General features: G+C 64.2%; 19 protein-coding genes. 12 read left to right on the top strand and 7 right to left on the bottom strand.

All coding sequences use genetic code 11. The features are described 5' to 3' along the window. Positions 1–51: 51 nt before the first annotated feature. Positions 52–762, top strand: a complete 711-nt coding sequence (locus HU772_RS22400) for a PqiC family protein (RefSeq protein WP_186662744.1) — start codon at positions 52–54, stop codon at positions 760–762. Positions 763–975: 213 nt separating this feature from the next. Here HU772_RS22400 and HU772_RS22395 read toward each other — a convergent pair whose 3' ends face one another. After that, positions 976–2,430: a histidine kinase gene (locus tag HU772_RS22395; protein WP_186662743.1), complete on the bottom strand. Its 1,455-nt coding sequence runs from the start codon at positions 2,428–2,430 to the stop codon at positions 976–978. A 135-nt stretch (positions 2,431–2,565) separates the two neighbouring features. Here HU772_RS22395 and serB point away from each other — a divergent pair, with 135 nt between their 5' ends. From serB to HU772_RS25050, 3 genes are all read left to right on the top strand, one after another. Next, a complete protein-coding gene (serB, locus tag HU772_RS22390) occupies positions 2,566–3,780 on the top strand; it encodes a phosphoserine phosphatase SerB (protein ID WP_186662742.1) in 1,215 nt (404 codons plus the stop codon). Positions 3,781–4,068: 288 nt separating this feature from the next. Continuing rightward, entirely contained in the window at positions 4,069–4,797 is a 729-nt protein-coding gene (locus HU772_RS22385) for an IS110 family RNA-guided transposase (protein ID WP_225923072.1), read from the top strand. A 60-nt stretch (positions 4,798–4,857) separates the two neighbouring features. Next, complete coding sequence (locus HU772_RS25050; RefSeq protein ID WP_225923071.1) at positions 4,858–5,040, top strand: hypothetical protein; 183 nt, start codon at positions 4,858–4,860, stop codon at positions 5,038–5,040. 146 nt (positions 5,041–5,186) lie between these two features. Here the strand turns inward: HU772_RS25050 and asd are convergent, their stop codons facing one another. The 3 genes from asd to HU772_RS22370 are packed head-to-tail and all read right to left on the bottom strand — an operon-like array spanning position 5,187 to position 8,449. Further along, positions 5,187–6,050, bottom strand: coding sequence for an archaetidylserine decarboxylase (gene asd, locus HU772_RS22380; RefSeq protein ID WP_186662780.1), 864 nt, complete (start codon positions 6,048–6,050; stop codon positions 5,187–5,189). 9 nt (positions 6,051–6,059) lie between these two features. Further along, positions 6,060–6,869 carry a thiosulfate sulfurtransferase gene (rhdA, locus tag HU772_RS22375; protein ID WP_186662779.1) on the bottom strand — a complete coding sequence of 270 codons (810 nt, stop codon included), beginning with the start codon at positions 6,867–6,869 and terminating at the stop codon, positions 6,060–6,062. Positions 6,870–6,913: 44 nt separating this feature from the next. Continuing rightward, entirely contained in the window at positions 6,914–8,449 is a 1,536-nt protein-coding gene (locus HU772_RS22370) for an HDOD domain-containing protein (RefSeq protein WP_186662778.1), read from the bottom strand. A gap of 130 nt (positions 8,450–8,579) precedes the next feature. Between HU772_RS22370 and motA the strand changes: the two genes are divergently transcribed. Together motA and motB are read left to right on the top strand one after the other, a co-directional pair. Then, positions 8,580–9,431 (top strand): flagellar motor stator protein MotA, encoded by an 852-nt coding sequence (gene motA / locus HU772_RS22365; RefSeq protein WP_186662777.1) that lies wholly within the window; start codon positions 8,580–8,582, stop codon positions 9,429–9,431. Positions 9,432–9,434: 3 nt separating this feature from the next. Continuing rightward, complete coding sequence (motB, locus tag HU772_RS22360; protein WP_186662776.1) at positions 9,435–10,445, top strand: flagellar motor protein MotB; 1,011 nt, start codon at positions 9,435–9,437, stop codon at positions 10,443–10,445. A 104-nt stretch (positions 10,446–10,549) separates the two neighbouring features. Here motB and HU772_RS22355 read toward each other — a convergent pair whose 3' ends face one another. Both HU772_RS22355 and rsgA read right to left on the bottom strand, forming a co-directional pair. Beyond that, complete coding sequence (locus tag HU772_RS22355) at positions 10,550–11,029, bottom strand: molecular chaperone Tir (RefSeq protein ID WP_186662775.1); 480 nt, start codon at positions 11,027–11,029, stop codon at positions 10,550–10,552. 133 nt (positions 11,030–11,162) lie between these two features. Next, positions 11,163–12,194: a small ribosomal subunit biogenesis GTPase RsgA gene (gene rsgA, locus HU772_RS22350; protein ID WP_186662774.1), complete on the bottom strand. Its 1,032-nt coding sequence runs from the start codon at positions 12,192–12,194 to the stop codon at positions 11,163–11,165. Positions 12,195–12,302: 108 nt separating this feature from the next. On the opposite strand from rsgA, the gene orn reads away from it, so the two are divergent. Both orn and HU772_RS22340 read left to right on the top strand, forming a co-directional pair. Next, positions 12,303–12,845, top strand: coding sequence for an oligoribonuclease (gene orn, locus HU772_RS22345; protein ID WP_186662773.1), 543 nt, complete (start codon positions 12,303–12,305; stop codon positions 12,843–12,845). Between the two features lie 92 nt (positions 12,846–12,937). Further along, positions 12,938–13,549, top strand: a complete 612-nt coding sequence (locus HU772_RS22340) for a trimeric intracellular cation channel family protein (protein ID WP_023630647.1) — start codon at positions 12,938–12,940, stop codon at positions 13,547–13,549. 916 nt (positions 13,550–14,465) lie between these two features. Here the strand turns inward: HU772_RS22340 and queG are convergent. Next, positions 14,466–15,530 (bottom strand): tRNA epoxyqueuosine(34) reductase QueG, encoded by a 1,065-nt coding sequence (queG, locus tag HU772_RS22335; RefSeq protein ID WP_186660788.1) that lies wholly within the window; start codon positions 15,528–15,530, stop codon positions 14,466–14,468. Between the two features lie 64 nt (positions 15,531–15,594). On the opposite strand from queG, the gene HU772_RS22330 reads away from it, so the two are divergent. The 4 genes from HU772_RS22330 to mutL are packed head-to-tail and all read left to right on the top strand — an operon-like array spanning position 15,595 to position 20,257. Continuing rightward, positions 15,595–16,455 (top strand): NAD(P)H-hydrate dehydratase, encoded by an 861-nt coding sequence (locus tag HU772_RS22330; RefSeq protein ID WP_186660787.1) that lies wholly within the window; start codon positions 15,595–15,597, stop codon positions 16,453–16,455. An 8-nt stretch (positions 16,456–16,463) separates the two neighbouring features. Then, complete coding sequence (gene tsaE / locus HU772_RS22325) at positions 16,464–16,916, top strand: tRNA (adenosine(37)-N6)-threonylcarbamoyltransferase complex ATPase subunit type 1 TsaE (RefSeq protein WP_437182456.1); 453 nt, start codon at positions 16,464–16,466, stop codon at positions 16,914–16,916. Next, positions 16,917–18,359, top strand: coding sequence for an N-acetylmuramoyl-L-alanine amidase (locus tag HU772_RS22320; RefSeq protein WP_437182410.1), 1,443 nt, complete (start codon positions 16,917–16,919; stop codon positions 18,357–18,359). Beyond that, complete coding sequence (gene mutL, locus HU772_RS22315) at positions 18,356–20,257, top strand: DNA mismatch repair endonuclease MutL (protein WP_186660783.1); 1,902 nt, start codon at positions 18,356–18,358, stop codon at positions 20,255–20,257. The genes HU772_RS22320 and mutL overlap by 4 nt, the downstream gene beginning before the upstream one ends.

Below are 20,257 nucleotides of genomic sequence, written 5' to 3'. Positions count from 1 at the left end.
CTATACGAGTATCACTGCGGTCTGTCCGTGACGACCGCCTGGATGGGATGAATGAAATTTCTGCGCCTTCCATTTGCGCTGCTGATGACTGGCTTGCTGGGCCTGAGCGGGTGCAGCATGCACCAGCCGGTCGCCCTGTATCAGCTCGACAGCGGTGAACCCGGCCAGCCGACCCAGGCGGCGGGCATGGCGGTGGTGCTTGGCCCCGTGTCGGTGGCCGATTACCTGCAACGCGAAACCTTCTTGCAACGCCAGACCGATGGCAGCCTGACCGCGGCGACCGACGGTCGTTGGGCTGGCAGCCTTTCGTCGGATATCGACCAGTTGCTGGTGCGCCAGCTGGCCTGGCGCCTGGATAGCCAACGCGTGGTCCTGGCGCCGGCCAGTGCGGGCTTCACCCCGGACGTGCAGGTGCTGCTGTCGATCACCCGCCTGGACTCCGGCAAGAACCAGCCGGCGATTCTCGACGCCCAGTGGCGCGTGCTCGATCGTCGCGGCCAGGTGCGTGACAACCGCATCGTCCACCTCGAGCAGCCGCATGCCGGCAGTGAGTCGGCCCAGGTCCAGGCCCAAGGGCAATTGCTGCAGAAGCTGGCCGAACAGCTGAGCACGGCGGTCAAGCCACTGGCCAACCAACCGGCCATCGCCGAAGAGGCCCCGCGCAAGCAGGCCGCGCCGGTACAGGTGAAGAAAGAGCCGGAGAAGCCGAAGATCCCGATGGCCTCGCCGATTCGTACCGATATGGAAGTGTTCCGCTTCTGATACTCGCAGAAACAAAAAAGCCCGCAGCGATGCGGGCTTTTTTGTGTGACTTGTCCCAGCCAGGAGCACGATCCCCTGTAGGAGCGGCCTTGTGTCGCGAAAGGGCTGCAAAGCAGCCCCGGGGATTTCAGATAGAACGAAGACCCTGGGGGCGCTTCGCACCTCTTTCGCGACACAAGGCCGCTCCTACAGGGATCGCGTAACCCCTAAATCTCAGCCCCGGCGCTCGTCCATCCGCGCCAGCTGGCGCTCGAGCATCGACGGGTACGGCTCCATCAGGCGCTCCACGCAGCAGGCGCCCTCGGGGCTGGCGATCGGGCGGATGCGGGCGCGCTGGCGCACCAGGGCGTCATCGCTGATGCGTCGCTCCACCAGCAGCAGGTTGCGGCTGTGCTGCGACAGCGCCAGGGCGTCCTGGGCTTGTTCGGTCATCAGCAGGTCGACCTGATCCAGGCCTTGCAGGTCGTCGGCCAGCACCAACCCCAGCTGCAATTGCAGGGTGATGCCGCTATCGGCCACTTCGATCTGCAGGGCATGACCCAGGGCGCGCAACAGCTCGCCACAGCAGATGGCGTTGGTCAGATAGTCTTCACCGCTGTCACGGCTGTGGAACAGCAGCAGGGTGCTGCCGTCGTTGAGGGTGTGGACTTCCCCTTCGTACAGCGAGGCTGCTTGGTCCAGGCAGTCGCGGTAGCGCTCCAGCAGCTCGGTCAGGCGCGTGCGCGGCAGGCGTCGCAGTTGCTCCTGGGAGCCCAGTTGCACGGCCAGCACGGCGCTGTGCTGCGGCTCGTCGGACTCGACCACGGCCGGCTTGGCCGGCTCGCTCTGTTCGTCCATCAGGTCGGCGAAGGCATCGTCGTCGTCCTCGTCATGCGCCTGGGTCAAGGCGACGGCTTTCGCTTTCGGGGCTGCCTTGGGCGCCGGCAGGTCGTCGAAGTCGTCTTCCTCGTCCTCGACCTCGGGTTCCGGTGGCGGCGGTGGGGCCAGGCGCGCATGCAGCTGGCGGGCGAGATCGCCGATCTCGTCCTGGCGCTCAATGGCCGGGGTATAGGGGTGCGGATCACGCAGCCACACGCGTAGCTGCAGCAGCGGGGTGGAGATGAAACGCCCCAGGCGCAGGCTCAGGGTCAAGGCCAGGGCCAGCAGAATGGCGGCGAGAATGCCCATGCTCTGCAGACTGATCAGCATCGGCTGCTGGAACTGGCTCATGTCCAGGCTGATGCGCAGTTGGCCGGCGGTCACGTCCTGGAAGGTGATCTTGGTCTGGTACACGCCTTCGGCTTCGCCCAGCAAGCTGTTGCGCGGGCGCTGGCCGGCCTCGGCGAGGATCCGGTTGTCCACGCTGTAGATGGCGGCATGGGCCACCAGCGGGTTCTTCACCAGGTTGCCGAGCAGTACGTTGAGGCTGAGGATGTCGTTGGACACCAGCAGCTCGGTGGCCGAGGTGGCGGTCTGCGTGGTCAGGCTCTGGCCCACGGCGTCGGCCTGTTCATGCATGGCCTGCTTGAACTGCAGGCCCATGACACAGGCGTAGATCACCAGGGCCAGGGCCACCAGGAAAATATTGTGGCTGGCGATGCGCAGGGCCAAGGGAATTCGGCGCTGGCTCAGGGCTCGGTAGATCATCAGGAAGAAATTGTCGGGTTTGACGGGCGTGGGCCGGTTCACAGAGCGCGGCTCTTCATGGCGAGTAAGTTGCTGCGCAGTATAGCGATACGTGTTTTGTCGGCAAAGTAGCGTTGGCGCCCGATGGTCATGGAAAATCGGTAGAATGCGCATTTTTCATCGAGTCGGAGCCCGGTCTTGCGCGAAATCGTCCTGATCAACATCACTGGTGAAGACCGTCCAGGTCTTACCGCGGCCATCACCGGCGTCCTGCTCCAGGGCGGTGTGAACATTCTCGACATCGGCCTGGCGGTCATGCACGGCACGCTGTCGTTCGGCATCCTGGTCGACATCCCTGACAACGAAGTGGCCACCGCGCTGTTGCAAAGCGTGCAGGCCAAGGCCCACGAGCTGAACCTGCAGGCGCGCTACACGCCGATCTCCGAGGCCGACTACCAGCACTGGGCCGACAGCCAGGGCGAGGCACGCCATATCGTCACCCTGCTCAGCCGTCGCGTCACCCCGGAGCAACTGCAGCGGGTCAGCGCAATCATCAGCCAGTCCGGCTTGACCATCGAGCGCATCGAGCGCCTGTCGGCCCGCGTGGCGCTGAACGCGCCGAGCGAGAAGGGCAAGTCGGCCCTGGAAATCTCCGTGCGCGGCGAACCGGGCGACGCCCAGGCCTTGCGCGCGGCGTTCTTCGCGTTGTCCGAGGAGCTGAACATCGACATCGCCTTCCAGCGTGACGATCTGTTCCGCCGCAACCGTCGCCTGGCGGTGTTCGACATGGATTCGACGCTGATCGAGGCCGAGGTGATCGATGAGCTGGCCAAGGCTGCCGGCGTTGGCGAGCAGGTGGCGGCGATCACCGAGCGGGCCATGCGCGGCGAGCTGGACTTCCGCGCCAGCTTCAAGGAGCGCATGGCGCTGCTCAAGGGCCTGGACGTGGGCGTGCTCGACCAGATCGGCGCCTCGCTGCGCCTGACCGAGGGCGCCGAGCACCTGTTCGCCGAGCTCAAGCGCCTGGGCTACAAGACGGCCATCCTCTCCGGCGGGTTCACCTACTTCGCCAAGCAGGTTCAGGCCCGCCTGGGCATCGACTATGTGTTCGCCAACGAGCTGGAAGTGGTCGACGGCAAGGTCACCGGTGTAGCGGTCGAGCCGATCGTCGACGCCCAGCGCAAGGCCGAGCTGTTGCAGCAACTGGCCAGCGAAGAAGGCTTGCAGCTGGAGCAGACCATTGCCGTGGGCGATGGCGCCAACGACCTGCCGATGCTGTCGCTGGCGGGCCTGGGCGTGGCGTTCCGTGCCAAGCCACTGGTGCGCCAGTCGGCCAAGCAGGCCATTTCGACCTTGGGCCTGGACGGCGTGCTTTATCTGCTCGGCGTGCGTGATCGCGAAGCGCGCGGTTGATCTTGATCCCTGGGGCCGCGTTGCGGCCCGTTCGCGGCACAAGGCCGCTCCTTGTATCTCGACTTTCGCCTCCCTAGAGGCGAAAGTTCTCGACTGATCATCGAGGGAAGGCCTTGAAGCAGAGCCGCTCCAAGGGCATCAAGCCCGCACTGTAGATAACGCTCTGGTCTTCCAACCCCACTCGACGAGTTCGAACGGTATCTAGTGCCCGCCCCCGGCGTGAGCACGCATTAACAAGGTTGAACTGAGTGTAGGGTGATCGACTTTCGTAGTTTGAAGGAGGAGATCATGTCCGTCTTTGTTGGCGTTGATGTCGCCAAAAAATCTTTCGACATTGCCATCCCGCTCCCCAATGGCAAGATGCGCACCAAAGCCAAGCTGTCCAATGATCCTGGAGGGTTCAGGCAGTTTAGCGACTGGCTTGAGCGCCATGCTGAACCAGGCGCCTGGATTGTTATGGAGGCTACAGGCATCTATCACGAAGCGCTGGCCGAGCACTGTCACAACCAAGGTTATCGGGTGTGCATTCTGAACCCGGCGGTGATTGCGAAATTCGCTGACGTGGAGCTTCGGCGCGTCAAAACAGATAAGGCTGACGCCAAAGTCATTGCTGCCTATGGCCAACAAAAGGCTGTCTCGCTTCGCCAGTGGGAGCCTGAGCCCCCTGCGCAGCGCCGCTTGCGTGCTCTGGTGCGGCGACTGGACGACCTCAAGGAAATGCGCCAGATGGAGCAGAATCGTTTGGATGTCGCACTAGATGCGGTACAGCAGTCGATTCAAGACGTAATCGGGCACATCAACGAAGAGCTGGAAAAGACCAGGAAGGCCATCGAGCAGACGATCGATGATGATCCAGACCTGCGCAAGCGACGTGAGCTGATTACCTCGATTGATGGTTTGGGTGACACCACTGCTACGTTGCTGCTCGCCGAACTGGGCGATCCACTGAAATACCAAAGCCCTTCTGCGATTGTCGCGTTTTCAGGCTTAAACCCAGTGGTGCAGCAATCGGGATAGTTCATAGGTAAGAGCACTATTTCGCGTACAGGCGCCTCAAGGCTGCGTGCAGGCTTGTGGATGTCAGGCACTGTCTCAATCAGACATAACCCTGTTGTGAAGGAACTGGCAGAGCGGTTGAGCAGCCGGCACAAAGCTTACAAACAGATCGTCTGCGCGGCGATGCGCAAGCTGCTGCACCTGGTTTACGGGGTGGTGAAGTCGGGGATACCGTTTGACCCCAAAATCCCTCTTGCGGGGTGAGGGTCAAGACGGTATCTACAGATGATCGCGTACCCCTGTGAGCGGCCTTGCGTCGCGAAAGGAGGGCGAAGCCCTCCCAGCAATCCCAAGGCAAAAAAAGGCCCTGCATGACATGAATCATGCAGGGCCTTTTTATTGCCGGATGGTCAGGCCTGGCTCGGCTGCGCCAGCAGCTCACCCATGCGCACTGCGGAGCCGGCACCCAGGCTCTCTGCCCACTTCACCTGCTCCGGGCCGAACAGCACGATGGCGGTGGAACCCAGTTTGAAGCGCCCCAGTTCGGCGCCTTTCTCCAGGTGGATCGGCGCACGGCTGGCTTCGTCGTAGCGGAAGGTCTTCAGCTCGCGCTTCGGCGGCGTGACCAGGCCCGCCCAGACGGTCTCGATCGAGGCAACGATCATCGCGCCGACCAGCACCACGGCCATCGGCCCGCGCTCGGTGTCGAACAGGCAGACCACGCGCTCGTTGCGGGCGAACAGCTCAGGGACGTTTTCCGCGGTGGTCTGGTTGACCGAGAACAGCCGGCCCGGCACGTAGACCATCTCGCGCAAGGTACCGGCCAGCGGCATGTGCACGCGGTGGTAGTCCTTGGGCGACAGGTAGATGGTGGCGAATTCGCCGCCCATGAACGGCGCGGCCAGGGCCGGATCGCCGCCCAGCAGCTCCAGGGCGCTGAAGCTGTGGCCCTTGGCCTGGAAGATGCGGCCGTGCTCGATCGGGCCGAGTTGGCTGACGGCGCCGTCGGCTGGGCAGAGCACCGCCCCAGGGGTTTCGTCCAGTGGCCGGGCACCCGGCTTGAGGGCACGAGTGAAGAAGGCGTTGAAGTGCTCGTAGGCGCTGAGGTCTTCGACCAGTGCCTCGCTCATGTTCACCTGGTAGCGCTTGGCGAACCAGGCGGTGAAGGCATTCTTGAACCAGCGCGCGCGGCACTCGGCGACGCAGCCGGCCAGCCGCGACAGCAAGTGGTGCGGCAGCAGGTACTGGCTGATGATGAACAAGCGGGATTTCATTGAGTGTCCTTAAACTTCGACGGGCGTGTCGGGGTGGTTGCCCCATTCGCCCCAGGAGCCGGCGTAGCCCTTGACCCGTGGGTAGCCGAGGGCTTTGGCCACGAGGTAGGTGAAGCCGGAACGGTGGTGGGTCTGGCAGTGGGTGATCACTTCCTTGTCGGGGGTGATGCCCAGGTTTTGCAGCACTTCGGCGATGTCCTTGCGGATGCGCAGGTGGTCGTTGAGGTCCATGCCGGCGGTCCACTCGAAGTTGATCGCGCCGGGGATGTGCCCACCCTTGGCCGCCAGCACTTTCTCGCCGCTGTATTCCAACGGCCCGCGGGCGTCCCAGATGACCAGGTCGGTGGCGCCCAGGCGGCTTTGCAGGTACTCGCGGGTGGCGGTGGGTTCAGCATGCAGGTGCAGGCTCACCGGGCCACCGACGGCGTCCGGGGTATCGGTGGACAGTTTGTCCGCCGGCCAGGCCTGGATGCCGCCGTTCAGATAGTGGTATCCCTGGTGGCCGATCACGTCGAGTAGCCAGATGAAGCGCCCGGCCCAACCGCCGCCTTCATCGTCGTAGACCACGTAGACCGCGTCGTCACGGTGGCCGAGTTCGCCGAACAGTTTTTCCAGGTCGGCGCGGGCCGGCAGCAGGCCCGGGGCCGGGGGCTGGCCCAGTTGGGTGCGTTTCGGATCGACGAAGCGAGCCCCCGGGATGTGCCCGCTGCCATAGCGGTTGGCGCTGGTCAGGTCGACCAGGATCAGCCGTGGCGAATCCAGGCGCGGCAGCAGATCCTCGGGTTCGATCACCAGGGGCAAGCCGGAAAAGTCAGTCATCCACGGTCTCCAGGGTGGAAAGAGGGGCGATTGTAGCGCAAGGGTCAGCCGTTGCGGATGGCAAACACGGCCAGCGCTCGCTCGATGCATTGCGCGGTTTTACCGAATGCTTGCACGCTGACGTCGGCCAGGGGTTTGCCGTCCTGATCGGCCACCGCGAGCATCAGCACCTGTTCGCCGACCGCCAGCGAGCGCAGCAACAGATGCTCGCTGCGAAAGAACGCGCGCAGCGGCGCCGGCAGCAGGACGCTGAATTGGGCGTGATTGTCGGGTGTCAGGCGCAACTGGCCGGCCTTGCTCATCAGTTTTTGCAGCAGCTTGTTCTGGGCTACCGGCAAGGCAATAGTGGCGGCTTCCTTCGGCAGGCCAGCGGTCTGCTGCACGCGCAGGTAGTCGGTGGCCTTGTCCAGGCTCAACAGCATCACCCGCTGCATGCCGCAGGCCAGCAAGGCATCACGGGCTTGGCTGGCCAGGTGCACACCGTTGCTGAACGGGCTGGGCTGGGCCAGCAAGGTCTGGCACAGCGCGCGCCAGCGGCCGAGGTCTTCGGTGCTGGGCGGTGGCGGCGTGAGCATGTCCGGGTGCGGGCGACGCTGATTCCAGGGCCAGATCAGCGCTTCGGCGGGGTGGAACAGGGCATGGCGGGCATGATGGCGGGCACTGGCCGCAGCCTGCTGGTGAACCTGCTGCTGGACATCGTCGAGGCTGGTCTGCAGGTACAGCGCGGTCAGCAACTGCCAGCGCAGCAGGTGTGGATTGTCCCAGCCGACCTGGGCGGCCAGGGCCAGGCCGTTGGCCAGCAACACGGTATTCGGTGGCTGGTTGAACCAGCGGCGCAAGGCCGGCTCGTCGTCCAGGCGCTGTTGCTGGACGAGCGGGTCCTGTTCGCGGGCGATGTTCAGCACCTGGGCCAGTTGTTCGCGCTCTTCGAGCAGCAGGCGATAGCCCTGGATGACCCACTCGGGCAGCCGCCAGTGTTCAGCAAGGCTGCGGCAGAGCTGCATCAGGCGTACCCCGAACAGCGCCTGCTCGACCTCGGCGGCGTCCTCGCCCTTGTGGATAACCCGCAACTCCCAGGTGTCGAGCAGCTTGGGATAGGCCAGGGCCAGCGGCCACATCGGCGAGAGGAACAACAGGCTGCCCCAATGGATTTCCTGCCACAGCCTGGCCAGGCGGCTGGCGAACAGGCCGTTGGCCTGCTGCGTGGCATGCTGGCTGATCAACAGGAACTGGCGCAGCACTGGCGGAATCTCCTCGCCGGGCAGCGCCGGCAGGCGCGCCAGCAGTTGGCTGGTGCGGCCCAGGCCCAGACGGTTGAGGGCGACTTCCAGGCTCTCGGCCGGCTCTGCCTGGCTGGCGTTGGCCGAGTGGTTGGCCTCGCGCATCACGCACAGTACCAGCGCGGGGCTATCCTGCATCAGTTCAGCGATGTCGCGCAGGGACCGACGGCTGTCGTTGATGGCCTGCAAAACACGGTCATGGCTTTCTTTTGGCACCGGTACCCGAATCCCGTCGAGCAGCTTTACCCAGGCCTCTAGACTCGATGGCGGCTGACTTGGCACCTTGGTTTCAATTGGCATATTGACATCAGTCCGAACTGGCTTTTCGCAATGAGTGGCTATAGTCTGGCGCAGTTCTGCCGATAAGTAGAAGAAGAGTTTTCAAGCTTCCGTCCCCCATCCTGACCACGACAGCAAGTGCTTCCAACTTATGGCTAAAATTATCGGCATCATCGTCGTATTCGCGAGCGTGCTCGGCGGCTACGTGCTTTCCCACGGCAAGATCGCGGCCCTGATCCAACCGTTCGAGGTGCTGATCATCGGCGGTGCGGCCTTCGGCGCGTTCCTCCAGGCCAACCCTGGTTACATGACCATGCATGTGATCAAGAAGTCGCTGAAGATGTTTGGCACCCGTTTCACCCACACCTTCTACCTGGAAGTGCTGGGCCTGGTGTACGAGATCCTCAACAAGAGCCGTCGTGAAGGCATGATGGCCATCGAGGGCGACATCGAGGACGCGGCGGCCAGCCCGATCTTCGCCAAATACCCTGCGGTACTCGGCGACGAGCGCATGACCGCGTTCATCTGCGACTACCTGCGCATCATGTCCACCGGCAACATGGCGCCCCATGAGCTCGAAGGCTTGTTCGACATGGAGCTGCTGAGCATGAAGGAAGAGCTCGAACACCCGTCGCACGCGGTCACCGGTATCGCCGACGGCATGCCCGGCTTCGGTATTGTCGCGGCGGTACTGGGTATCGTGGTGACCATGGCTTCGCTGGGGGACGGCGACCAGAAGGCCATCGGCCTGCACGTGGGTGCGGCGCTGGTTGGTACCTTCTTCGGTATTCTGGCCGCCTACGGCTTCTTCGGCCCGCTGGCCAATTCCCTGCGCCACGACGCCAAGGAAGAGCTGAACGTCTACGAGGCGATCAAGGCCTCGCTGGTGGCCTCGGCCTCCGGCATGCCGCCGTCGCTGGCCGTGGAGTTCGGGCGCAAGGTGCTGTTCCCGGCGCACCGTCCGAGCTTCGCCGAGCTGGAACAAGCAGTACGCGGTCGCTAAGCCATGGAGAACAACCAGCCTATCATCGTCAAGCGCGTCAAGCGCTTTGGCGACGGCCACCACGGCGGCGCCTGGAAGATCGCCTTCGCCGACTTCGCCACGGCGATGATGGCGCTCTTCCTGGTGCTGTGGCTGATGTCCACCGCCACGCCCGAGCAGAAGATCGCCATCGCCGGCTACTTCAAGGATCCGATCGGCTTCTCCGAGAGCGGCACGCCCTACATCATCGACCTGGGCGGTTCGCCGCAACTGGCGCCGGAAAAGACCATCAACCCGGAAGTGAAGTCCGAACCGACGCCCGACACCAGCCTGCAGCTGGACAAGGACAAGGTCGAGACCATGGCCGAGCAGGTCGAGCGCGAGCGTCTGGAACTGTTGCTGCAAGAGCTGCAGAACAAGGTCGAGGAAAACCCGCAACTGCAGAAGTTCAAGGACCAGATCCTGTTCGAGATTACCCAGGATGGCCTGCGTATCCAGATCATGGACGCCGAGAACCGGCCGATGTTCGACCTGGGCAGCGCGCGTCTGCAGCCGTACTTCGAAGACATCCTGCTGGCGATGGCCGATACCATCAAGGCGGTGCCGAACAAGATCAGCATCAGTGGTCATACCGACGCCAAGCCGTATAGCGGTACGGGCGACTTCGGCAACTGGGAGCTGTCCGCCAACCGCGCCAACGCCGCGCGTCGGGCGCTGGTGGCCGGTGGCTATCCGGACGAGCAGGTGGCGCGGGTGGTCGGTTATGCGTCGTCGTCGTTGTTCGACCGGGCCAACCCGTTCAACCCGGTGAACCGGCGAATCGACATCATCGTCCTGACCAAGAAGGCTCAGCGCGACATCGAAGGCGAGCAAGGCACGCCAGGGCAGACCCCGCCGGCGGAAGCCACACCGCCTGCCGGCGCGGCGCCAGCGCCAGGGGCAAGTGATGCGCCGATGCAGCCCCGCGAGCTGCGCCAGAAGCTGAACATCTTCGAGGATGGCGTGTTGAAGATGGATGAGTCCAAGGACCAGTAAGAAAGCTGTGGGCGCCAGCCTTGCTGGCGAACCCAGGGGACGCGGCGGATGGCACCGGCCGCGCCGGTGTTCGCCGGCGAGGCCGGCTTCTGCGCGAGGTTGGATCAGAACCCCCGCCTGATCTTGGCCTTGAGATCGGCATGGAAGAAATCGGCATTGTCCCGGTCCGCGGCACTCCCTCGTGGTAGTGCCGACTGCATCCCTCGGCCAAATGTCTGCTCGTCATGGTACGCCCGGACGAACAGATCGATATGCCCCCGCTCGCGCATCACCGGCCACTTGCTCAGGCGTTGTGGCATTTGTGCCGGGCAACCCAGATAGAAACTCGCCCGTCGGCCCGTCATCGCCACTGCACCCAGCAGCCAGGCTGTCCACCAGTCCTCAGCTTCGTCTGCGCCCAGCACCCCTATCCAATGGGTGGCATCGGCCATCTGCTGGCAAAAACCGCCATGCAGGTCGTCGAAAGTCTGCCCCTGGCTGTCGAACAGCACCAGTTGCGTGGGGATGCCTTCGAGCAGCAGGCGTTCGTTGAGAATGAAGGCGTCGAGCCGCCCCGCGTGACGGTAGCTGATGAAGACCGGCATTGGCGTTACCCTCCCTGATCCAGGCCGATAGGAAGCCATGACCATCGGGGAAAGCCAGGGGCAGGACAATAGGTGACCGCAAAACCGGAGCGGTCTTACACCGCCCAGTAATGCATCCTACACTCAGGCGGGGTTAGTAGCTGTCTTCCGGCAGGCTGGCGATGATCGAGCGGTAGCTGTTCATCCGCTGTTGCGTGACGCTGCCATCCTCGAGGGCCTTGAGCAGTGCGCAGCCCGGCTCGCGGTCGTGCTTGCAGTCGCGGAAGCGGCAATTGCCGATGAGCTCACGGAACTCGATGAAGCCGTCCTCGACGTCGTCACGGCTGACGTGGCCCAGGCCGAACTCGCGGATGCCCGGCGAGTCAATCAGGTCGCCGCCGTTGGGAAAGTGATACAGGCGTGCGGTGGTGGTGGTGTGGGTGCCTTGGCCCGACCATTCCGACAGGTCGCCGACACGGGTGCCAGCGTCGGGCAACAAGCTGTTGACCAACGACGACTTGCCCACGCCCGACTGGCCGACGAACACGCTGATATGGCCATCCAGTGTTTGTTGCAGGCGTTGCATGCCGTCGCCCTGATGGGCGGAGACTTCCAGCAACGGATAGCCGAGGTTGCGGTACACCTCCAGCATGGCGTTGAGGGTGGGCGCATTCTCTTCGTTGATCAGGTCGGCCTTGTTCAGCAGCAGCAATGGGCGAATGCCAGCGTGCTCGGCGGCTACCAGGTAACGGTCGATCAGGTTCGGGTGCGGCTCAGGCGCGGGGGCAAAGACGATGACGATCAGGTCGACGTTGGCCGCCACCGGCTTGAGCTGACCATGGTTGTTTGGCCGGCACAGCTCGGTACTGCGTGGCATCTGCGCGACGATCACGCCGATGCCCTGGTTGCCCGCGCGCCAGACCACGCGATCGCCAGTGACCAGGGCAGGCAGGTTGGCTCGCAGGTGGCAGCGGAACACCTGGCCGGCGGCGTCGCCGTCCTGGGCCTCGACCTCGACCTGCACACCGAAGTGCGCAATCACCAGGCCCAGTTGCTCTGGCCCCAGGTCGCCGCCTTCCAGCTCCTGCAGCACGTGCTGCTCGCGTTTGGCGGCGCGGGCGGCGCGTTCACCCTGGATCTTTTCGATGCGCCAGTTCTGGCGGCGGTTGAGCTGGCGTTTGGCCATGGAGGTTCCGTGTCGGCGGGGCAGAAAGAAAACGGCGGCAGTTTAGCACGGTACGCCCATGAGCCGCCTGGCTAGGCTAATATGACGGGCTATTCGAGGAGCACCTGCATGCACAACCCACAGAACCTGATCTGGATCGATCTGGAAATGACCGGCCTGGATCCGGACAGCGACGTCATCATCGAGATGGCAACCATTGTCACCGACAGTGAACTGAACACTCTGGCCGAAGGCCCGGTGATCGCCATCCATCACAGCGATGAAGTGCTGGCGCGCATGGACGAGTGGAACACCCGCACCCACGGCGCCTCGGGCCTGACCCAGCGCGTGCGCGAGAGCAAGGTGAGCATGGCCGAGGCTGAGGCGCAGACCATTGCCTTCCTCGAACAGTGGGTACCGAAGGGCAAGTCGCCGATCTGCGGCAACAGCATCTGCCAGGACCGTCGTTTCCTCTACCGGCACATGCGCGAGCTGGAAAACTACTTCCACTATCGCAACCTGGATGTTTCCACGCTCAAGGAGCTGGCTGCTCGCTGGGCGCCGGAGGTGCGTGACAGCTTCAAGAAGGGCAGCACCCACTTGGCGCTGGACGACATTCGCGAGTCGATTGGCGAGCTGCGTCACTATCGCGAGCATTTCATCAAGGTTTGACCTTGCCGTGCGCCGACGATCGTCGGCGCGCCCCCTTTTGGTGCCCCGCGCGACTGGTTAGACTGCGCGCCTTTCCCGCACGGACCTGCACCATGTTGCTGATGCTCTACCTCATCGCGATCACCGCTGAAGCCATGACCGGCGCCCTGTCCGCCGGCCGCCGCGGCATGGACTGGTTCGGCGTAGTGCTGATCGCCTGCGTCACCGCGCTGGGTGGTGGCTCTGTGCGCGATGTGTTGCTGGGGCACTATCCGCTGACCTGGGTGAAGCACCCTGAGTACCTGGTGCTGACCAGTTTTGCCGCGCTGTTGACGATCTTCATTGCGCCGTTGATGCGCCACCTGCGTTCGCTGTTCCTGGTGCTCGATGCCCTGGGGTTGGTGGCGTTCACCTTGATTGGATGCATGACGGCGCTGGAGATGGGGCAGGGGTTTTTGGTTGCCTCGATCAGCGGGGTGATCACCGGGGTGTTTGGCGGCATTCTGCGGGATATCTTCTGCAACGATATTCCGCTGGTGTTTCGGCGTGAGCTCTATGCCAGTGTTTCGTTTGCGGCGGCTTGGTTCTACCTGGGGTGTGTTTACTTCAAGGTGCCGGCGGAGCAGGCCATGTTGCTGACATTGTTTGGTGGTTTTCTGGTGCGGTTGTTGGCGATCCGGTTTCATTGGGAGATGCCGAAGTTTCATTACAACGATCAACAGTAAATTAGCGCTGCGCTTTGAGGGGGCAGTTATCCCTGTGGGGGCCGGCTAGTCGCCGAGAGCCTATAACTTAGCTGCACCATCAGTGGTCCAATAGTTGGTTCATGTCTGTTGATGTTGGTCTTGCTTCTAAGTGCGCGATAGTTCAGGCGCCGCCAATTGCGACTTCAGGAGGCCGAGCGGAGTTCTTGCGGAGGGAGGTGACGGGCATGGATGCCCGTCAAGCGCTGCGCCCCAGGATGGGGCGTTCAGCGCGGTCCTCCCGGGAGCAAGAACGGAGCGAGGGAACCCCGGAGCGAAGCGTAGGGGCCGGATGAATGGAGCGAGGATTTTTTGGTGACTTTTTGATCCTTCAAAAAGTTACCCGCCGTAAGGGCGGAAAGGTGACTTCGCGTCACCATCGCGAATGAATGCGCATATAGCTTTCAGAACACATGCTCTAAAAGTCAAAGTCAAAGTCAAAGTCAAAGTCAAAGTCAAAGTCAAAGTCAAATGCGATCGGTGTGGGTTTATACAGATGTAAGCGCATTCATTGGCTACACTGACGCATAGTCACCTTTTCGCCCTTACGGCGAGTCACTTTTTGTCAAACGCGACAAAAAGTAACCAAAAAACGCTGCGCTCCATTCATCCGGCCCTCCGCTACGCTCCGGGTTCCCTCACTCCGGCCTTGCTCCCGGGAGGACCGCGCTGCAGGGCCCATCCTGGGCCCCAGCGCTTGACGGGCATCCATGCCCGTCACCTCCCTCCGCAAGGCCTGCGTTCGGCCTACTGAAGTCGCGAAAGTACGGGCGGCGCCTGGGCTGACGCAGCTGTCGCTAGTTGGCTGTGGAGTTAATCTTCTGATCGCCAAAGCCAAAGCCAAAGCCAAAGCCAAAGCCAAAGCCAAAGCCAAAGCCAAAGCCAAAAGCGGCAAGCGTCAAAGGGCGTCGTGGCGAGCCAGGGCCCACTCCACATGTTCGCGTACCAGTTCCGAAGGGTCATCCCGCCGTGCATTGAGCGCCTCTAGCACGGGAATGGTCGACGGCGCATTACCTAGCCCTACGGCGAGGTTGCGCAGGAACCGTTCATACCCCGCCCGGCGCAATGGCGAGCCTTCGGTGCAGCCGAGAAAACGCTTTTCATCCCACAGGAACAGCTCGGCCAGCTCGATATTGTCCAGCCCCCGGCGGGGCATGAAGTCGTCTTCGGTAGTGGTCTTGGCGAAACGGTTCCAAGGACAGACGATCTGGCAATCGTCGCAACCGAACACCCGGTTACCGATCAATGGCCGCAGTTCCAGTGGAATGGCACCGCGCAACTCGATCGTCAGGTACGAGATGCAACGCCGCGCATCGAGCTGGTAAGGCCCGACAAAGGCCTGGGTCGGGCAGATGTCCAGGCACGCCTGGCAGCGCCCGCAATGATCGCTGCCCTGCACACCGTCGATCGGCAGCGGCAGGTCGACGAACAACTCGGCAAGGAAGAAGTAGCTGCCGGCCTTGCGGTTGAGCAGCAAGGTGTTCTTGCCGATCCAGCCAAGACCGGCCTCCTGGGCCAGGGCCTTCTCCAGCACCGGCGCGCTGTCGACGAAGGCGCGATAGCCGAACGGACCGATGGCCTCCTGGATACGATCAGCGAAGTGCTGCACGCGCTTGCGCACCAGCTTGTGGTAGTCGCGGCCCAAGGCGTAACGCGAGATATAGGCCTTTTCCGGCTGGGCCAGGCGCTGGGCCATCTGCGTGTCGCCAGGCAGGTAGTCCATGCGAAGCGAAATCACCCGCACAGTGCCCGGGATCAGCTCGGCCGGGCGTGAGCGCTTGGCGCCATGCTCGCCCATGTACTCCATCTCACCGTTGTGGCCGGCCGCCAGCCAACGTTGCAGGTGCTGTTCATGCTCGCCAAGCTCGACGCCGGCGATGCCGACGTGGGCAAAACCGAGTTCGCGGCCCCAATCCTTGATCGATTGGGCCAGTGTGGCGATGTCTGGAAGTTCGGCGGACATGGATGAACAAGCATTACAGGCGGAGGTGCGTATAATTCTGCCAGACATCGGAGCCTTTGACCCCATGCCTCAGACCAAACACCCACAGAACGCCCCGCACATCCTCGGCAGCCTCACGCTGCCGAGCCTGGCGCCGCGCGCGGCGAACGCCCACAAGGGTGACTTCGGCCATGTGCTGGTGGTTGGCGGCGACCTGGGGACCGGCGGTGCCGTGCTGCTCAGTGCCGAGGCGGCGCTGCGCTGCGGCGCCGGACTGGTCAGCGTGGCGACCCGTCCCGAACATCTGGCCGCAGGCCTGGCGCGCCTGCCCGAGGCCATGTGGCTGGGGGCAAGCTCGGCCAACCAGTTGATGGCAGCGCTTGAGCGGGCCACGGTGCTGGTGGTCGGCCCCGGGCTTGGCCAGGCGGCCTGGGGCCGCAGCCTGTTGTCGGCGGTGGCCAACGCGCGGCAGCCACAGGTGTGGGACGCCGATGCCCTCAACCTGCTGGCGCGCACGCCGTTGGCTTTGCCCAGCGGCAGCATCCTCACCCCGCACCCGGGCGAGGCGGCGCGCCTGCTGGGTATTTCCACCGAAGCAGTGCAGGCCGACCGGCCAGGGGCTGCGCGCAAGCTGGCGCGGCGCTACGCCAGCGTCTGCGTGCTCAAAGGTGCCGGTACACTGGTGGCCGACCCCACCGGCCAGCTGGCGCTGTGCGGGCGTGGTCATCCCGCGATGGCCGGCGCCGGGCTGGGCGATGTGCTGACCGGGGTGTTGGCCGCGTTGCTGGCTCAAGGGCTGCAAGCCTGGTCGGCGGCGTGCCTGGGGGTGTGGCTGCACGCCTGCGCCGGCGAGCGTCTGGGGGTAAAAGGTAGAGGGCTGGCGGCCAGTGATCTGGTCCCGGTCATTAGAGCGTTATTGGAGGAGCATTCAGCGTGTCAGGTGTAACCCTGTTTCTGGCCGACGAGCCAGCCACCGTCGCCTTTGGCGCGAAGCTGGCCGAAGTGACCAAAGGTCATGGCGTGATTTTTCTCGAGGGCGACCTGGGCGCCGGCAAGACCACCCTTTCCCGCGGCTTGATCCGTGGCCTGGGTCACGAGGGCGCGGTGAAAAGCCCGACCTTTACCGTGGTCGAGCCTTACGAAATCGGCGATATCCGCGTCTTTCACTTCGACCTGTATCGCCTGGTCGATCCGGAAGAACTCGAGTTCATGGGCATCCGCGACTATTTCGAGGGCGATGCGCTGTGCCTGTTCGAATGGCCCGATAAAGGTGCGGGCGTTTTGCCAAAGCCCGACCTGACCATTACCATAAGCCCGCAAGCGGGCGGACGTTCGCTGAACCTGTCGCCGCAGGGGGCACGCGGCGAAGCCTGGTGTGCCGTTCTGGCCGAAGAATTCAAACAGTAAGTGGGGAAAGGTATGCGCATACGCGCACTGGTCGCCGTCGTTGGGCTGCTGCTGACCGCGGTGACCGTCGACGCGCTGGCCGTCACTCAAGTCAAGAGCATGCGCCTGTGGCGCGCTCCGGACAACACGCGGCTGGTCTTCGACTTGTCCGGGCCTGTGCAGCACAGCGTATTCACCCTGACCGCACCTGATCGTCTGGTGATCGATATCAACGGCGCCACCTTGGGCGCGCCGCTGAACGTCTCTACCTCGAACACGCCGATCACCAGCGTGCGCTCGGCGCAGCGCACACCCACCGACCTGCGGGTGGTGGTCGACCTGAAGAAAGCCGTATCGCCGAAGAGCTTCACCCTGGCGCCGAATGCCCAGTATGGCAACCGCCTGGTGGTCGACCTGTACGACCAGGAAGCCGACGCCATCGCCGCCAGCAACCCGACCCCGCCACCGGCGCCGCAAACGCCGGCGACCACCCCGGCCGTGCCGGTGACACCGGCGCAACCGGCGATCAAGCTGCCACCGGCACCCGCCGGCAAGCGTGACATCGTGGTTGCCATCGACGCCGGTCACGGCGGCGAGGACCCGGGTGCCTCGGGCTCGCGCGGTCAGCACGAGAAAGACATCGTGCTGCAGATCGCCAAGGAGTTGCAGCGCCAGATCAATGCCGAGAAGGGCTACCGCGCCGAGCTGACCCGCACTGGCGATTACTTCATCCCGCTGCGCAAGCGCACCGAGATCGCCCGCAAGAAAGGCGCCGACCTGTTCGTCTCGATCCACGCCGACGCCGCGCCGTCCAAGGCGGCCTTCGGTGCCTCGGTGTTCGCCCTGTCCGACCGTGGCGCCACCTCCGAGACCGCGCGCTGGCTGGCCGATACGGAAAACCGTTCCGACCTGATCGGCGGCGCCGGCAACGTCAGCCTCGACGACAAGGACCGCATGCTCGCGGGCGTCTTGCTCGACCTGTCGATGACCGCCACCCTCAGCTCCAGCCTCAATGTCGGGCAGAAGGTGCTGGGCAACATGGGCCGGGTCACCCCGCTGCACAAACAGCGTGTGGAACAGGCCGGGTTCATGGTGTTGAAATCGCCGGACATCCCGTCGATCCTGGTTGAAACCGGGTTCATCTCCAATGCCAACGAGGCCGCCAAACTGGCCACCAGCAGCCATCAGCAGGCGCTGGCGCGATCGATCCACACCGGGGTACGCCAGTTCTTCCAGCAGAACCCGCCGCCGGGTACCTACATTGCCTGGCTGCGTGACAGCGGCAAGATCGCCCAGGGCCCGCGCGAACACACCGTGCGCCCCGGCGAGACGCTGGCGATGATAGCCGTGCGCTACCAGGTGAGCGTCGCCGCCCTGCGCAGCAGCAACAGCCTCAAGAGCGACGAGCTGAAGGTCGGCCAGCACCTGGATATTCCGACCACCGCCCTGGCGTCGCAGCAATGAGTGGCGGTTCGCGCATCCAACTGCTCAGCCCGCGGCTGGCCAACCAGATCGCCGCCGGCGAGGTGGTCGAGCGCCCCGCGTCGGTGGCCAAGGAACTGCTGGAAAACAGCCTCGACTCCGGTGCCCGGCGCATCGAGGTCGAGGTCGAGCAGGGTGGGGTGAAGCTACTGCGGGTGCGTGACAATGGCAGCGGCATCGCCCCCGACGACCTGCCGCTGGCCCTGGCGCGCCACGCCACCAGCAAGATCCGCGAACTGGAAGACCTCGAAGGGGTGCTCAGCCTGGGCTTTCGCGGTGAGGCACTGGCCTCGATCAGCTCGGTGGCACGCCTGACCCTGACCTCGCGCACCGCCGATGCCAGCGAAGCCTGGCAGGTGGAGACCGAAGGCCGCGATATGCTCCCTCGGGTGCAGCCCGCGGCGCACCCGGTCGGCACTTCGGTGGAAGTGCGCGACCTGTTCTTCAATACCCCGGCGCGGCGCAAGTTCCTCAAGGCCGAGAAGACCGAATTCGACCACCTGCAGGAAGTGATCCGGCGCCTGGCGCTGGCGCGCTTCGATGTTGGCTTCCATCTGCGGCATAACGGCAAGACCGTCTTCAGCCTGCACGAGGCCGCCGACGAGATGGCCCGGGCGCGACGCGTCGGCACCATCTGCGGCCCGGGTTTCCTCGAACAGGCGCTGCCTATCGACGTCGAGCGCAACGGCCTGCGGCTGTGGGGTTGGGTCGGCCTGCCGACCTTCTCGCGCAGCCAGGCCGACCTGCAGTACTTCTTCGTCAATGGCCGCGCCGTACGCGACAAGCTGGTCGCCCACGCGGTGCGCCAGGCCTATCGCGACGTGCTGTTCAATGGCCGCCACCCGACCTTCGTGCTGTTCCTCGAGTGCGACCCCACCGGCGTTGACGTCAACGTGCACCCGACCAAGCACGAGGTGCGCTTTCGCGAAGGGCGCATGGTGCATGATTTCCTCTATGGCACCTTGCACCGCGCCTTGGCTGATGTACGCCCCGAAGACCAACTGGCGGCGCCTGCGGCAACCACCGAACTGGTCCGCCCCAGTGGCTTGCAGGCCGGCGAGTTTGGCCCCCAGGGCGAGATGCGCCTGGCGGCAGCGGTGCTCGAGCAGCCTCAAGGCGAGCAGCGGCCGACATTCTCGGCCAGCGGCGCGGGGGCAGGCTATCAGTACCAGTACACACCGCGGCCTTCGCAGCCACTGAACACGGGTGAGACCCAGGCGGTATACCGCGAATTCTACGCGCCGCTCGACAACGGCAGCGCGACGCCCGTCAGCCTGCCAGAGAGCCAGGGCGACATCCCGCCGCTGGGCTATGCCCTGGCCCAGCTCAAGGGTATCTATATCCTTGCCGAGAATGCGGTCGGCCTGGTGCTGGTGGACATGCACGCGGCCCACGAACGCATCATGTACGAACGCCTCAAGGTGGCCATGGCCAGCGAAGGCCTGAGTGGCCAGCCGCTGCTGGTGCCTGAATCGCTGGCGCTGAGCCAGCGCGAAGCCGACTGCGCCGAGGAACACGCCCAGTGGTTCCAGCGTCTGGGCTTCGAGCTGCAGCGCCTGGGGCCCGAGACCCTGGCGATCCGGCAGATTCCGGCACTGCTCAAGCAGGCCGAGGCCAATCGCCTGGTCCAGGATGTGCTCGCCGACCTCATGGAGTACGGCACCAGCGACCGTATCCAGGCGCACCTCAACGAACTGCTCGGGACCATGGCTTGCCATGGCGCGGTGCGCGCCAACCGACGCCTGGCCATCCCGGAGATGAATGCGCTGCTGCGCGACATGGAGAACACCGAGCGCAGCGGCCAGTGCAACCATGGCCGGCCGACCTGGACCCAGATGGGCCTGGACGACCTGGACAAGCTGTTCCTGCGGGGCCGATGA

The organism is Pseudomonas xantholysinigenes (assembly GCF_014268885.2).
GTDB classification, from domain to species: domain Bacteria; phylum Pseudomonadota; class Gammaproteobacteria; order Pseudomonadales; family Pseudomonadaceae; genus Aquipseudomonas; species Aquipseudomonas xantholysinigenes.
The sequence above is the reverse complement of the archived record's forward strand: the minus strand, read 5'-3'. Positions and strand labels throughout refer to the sequence as shown.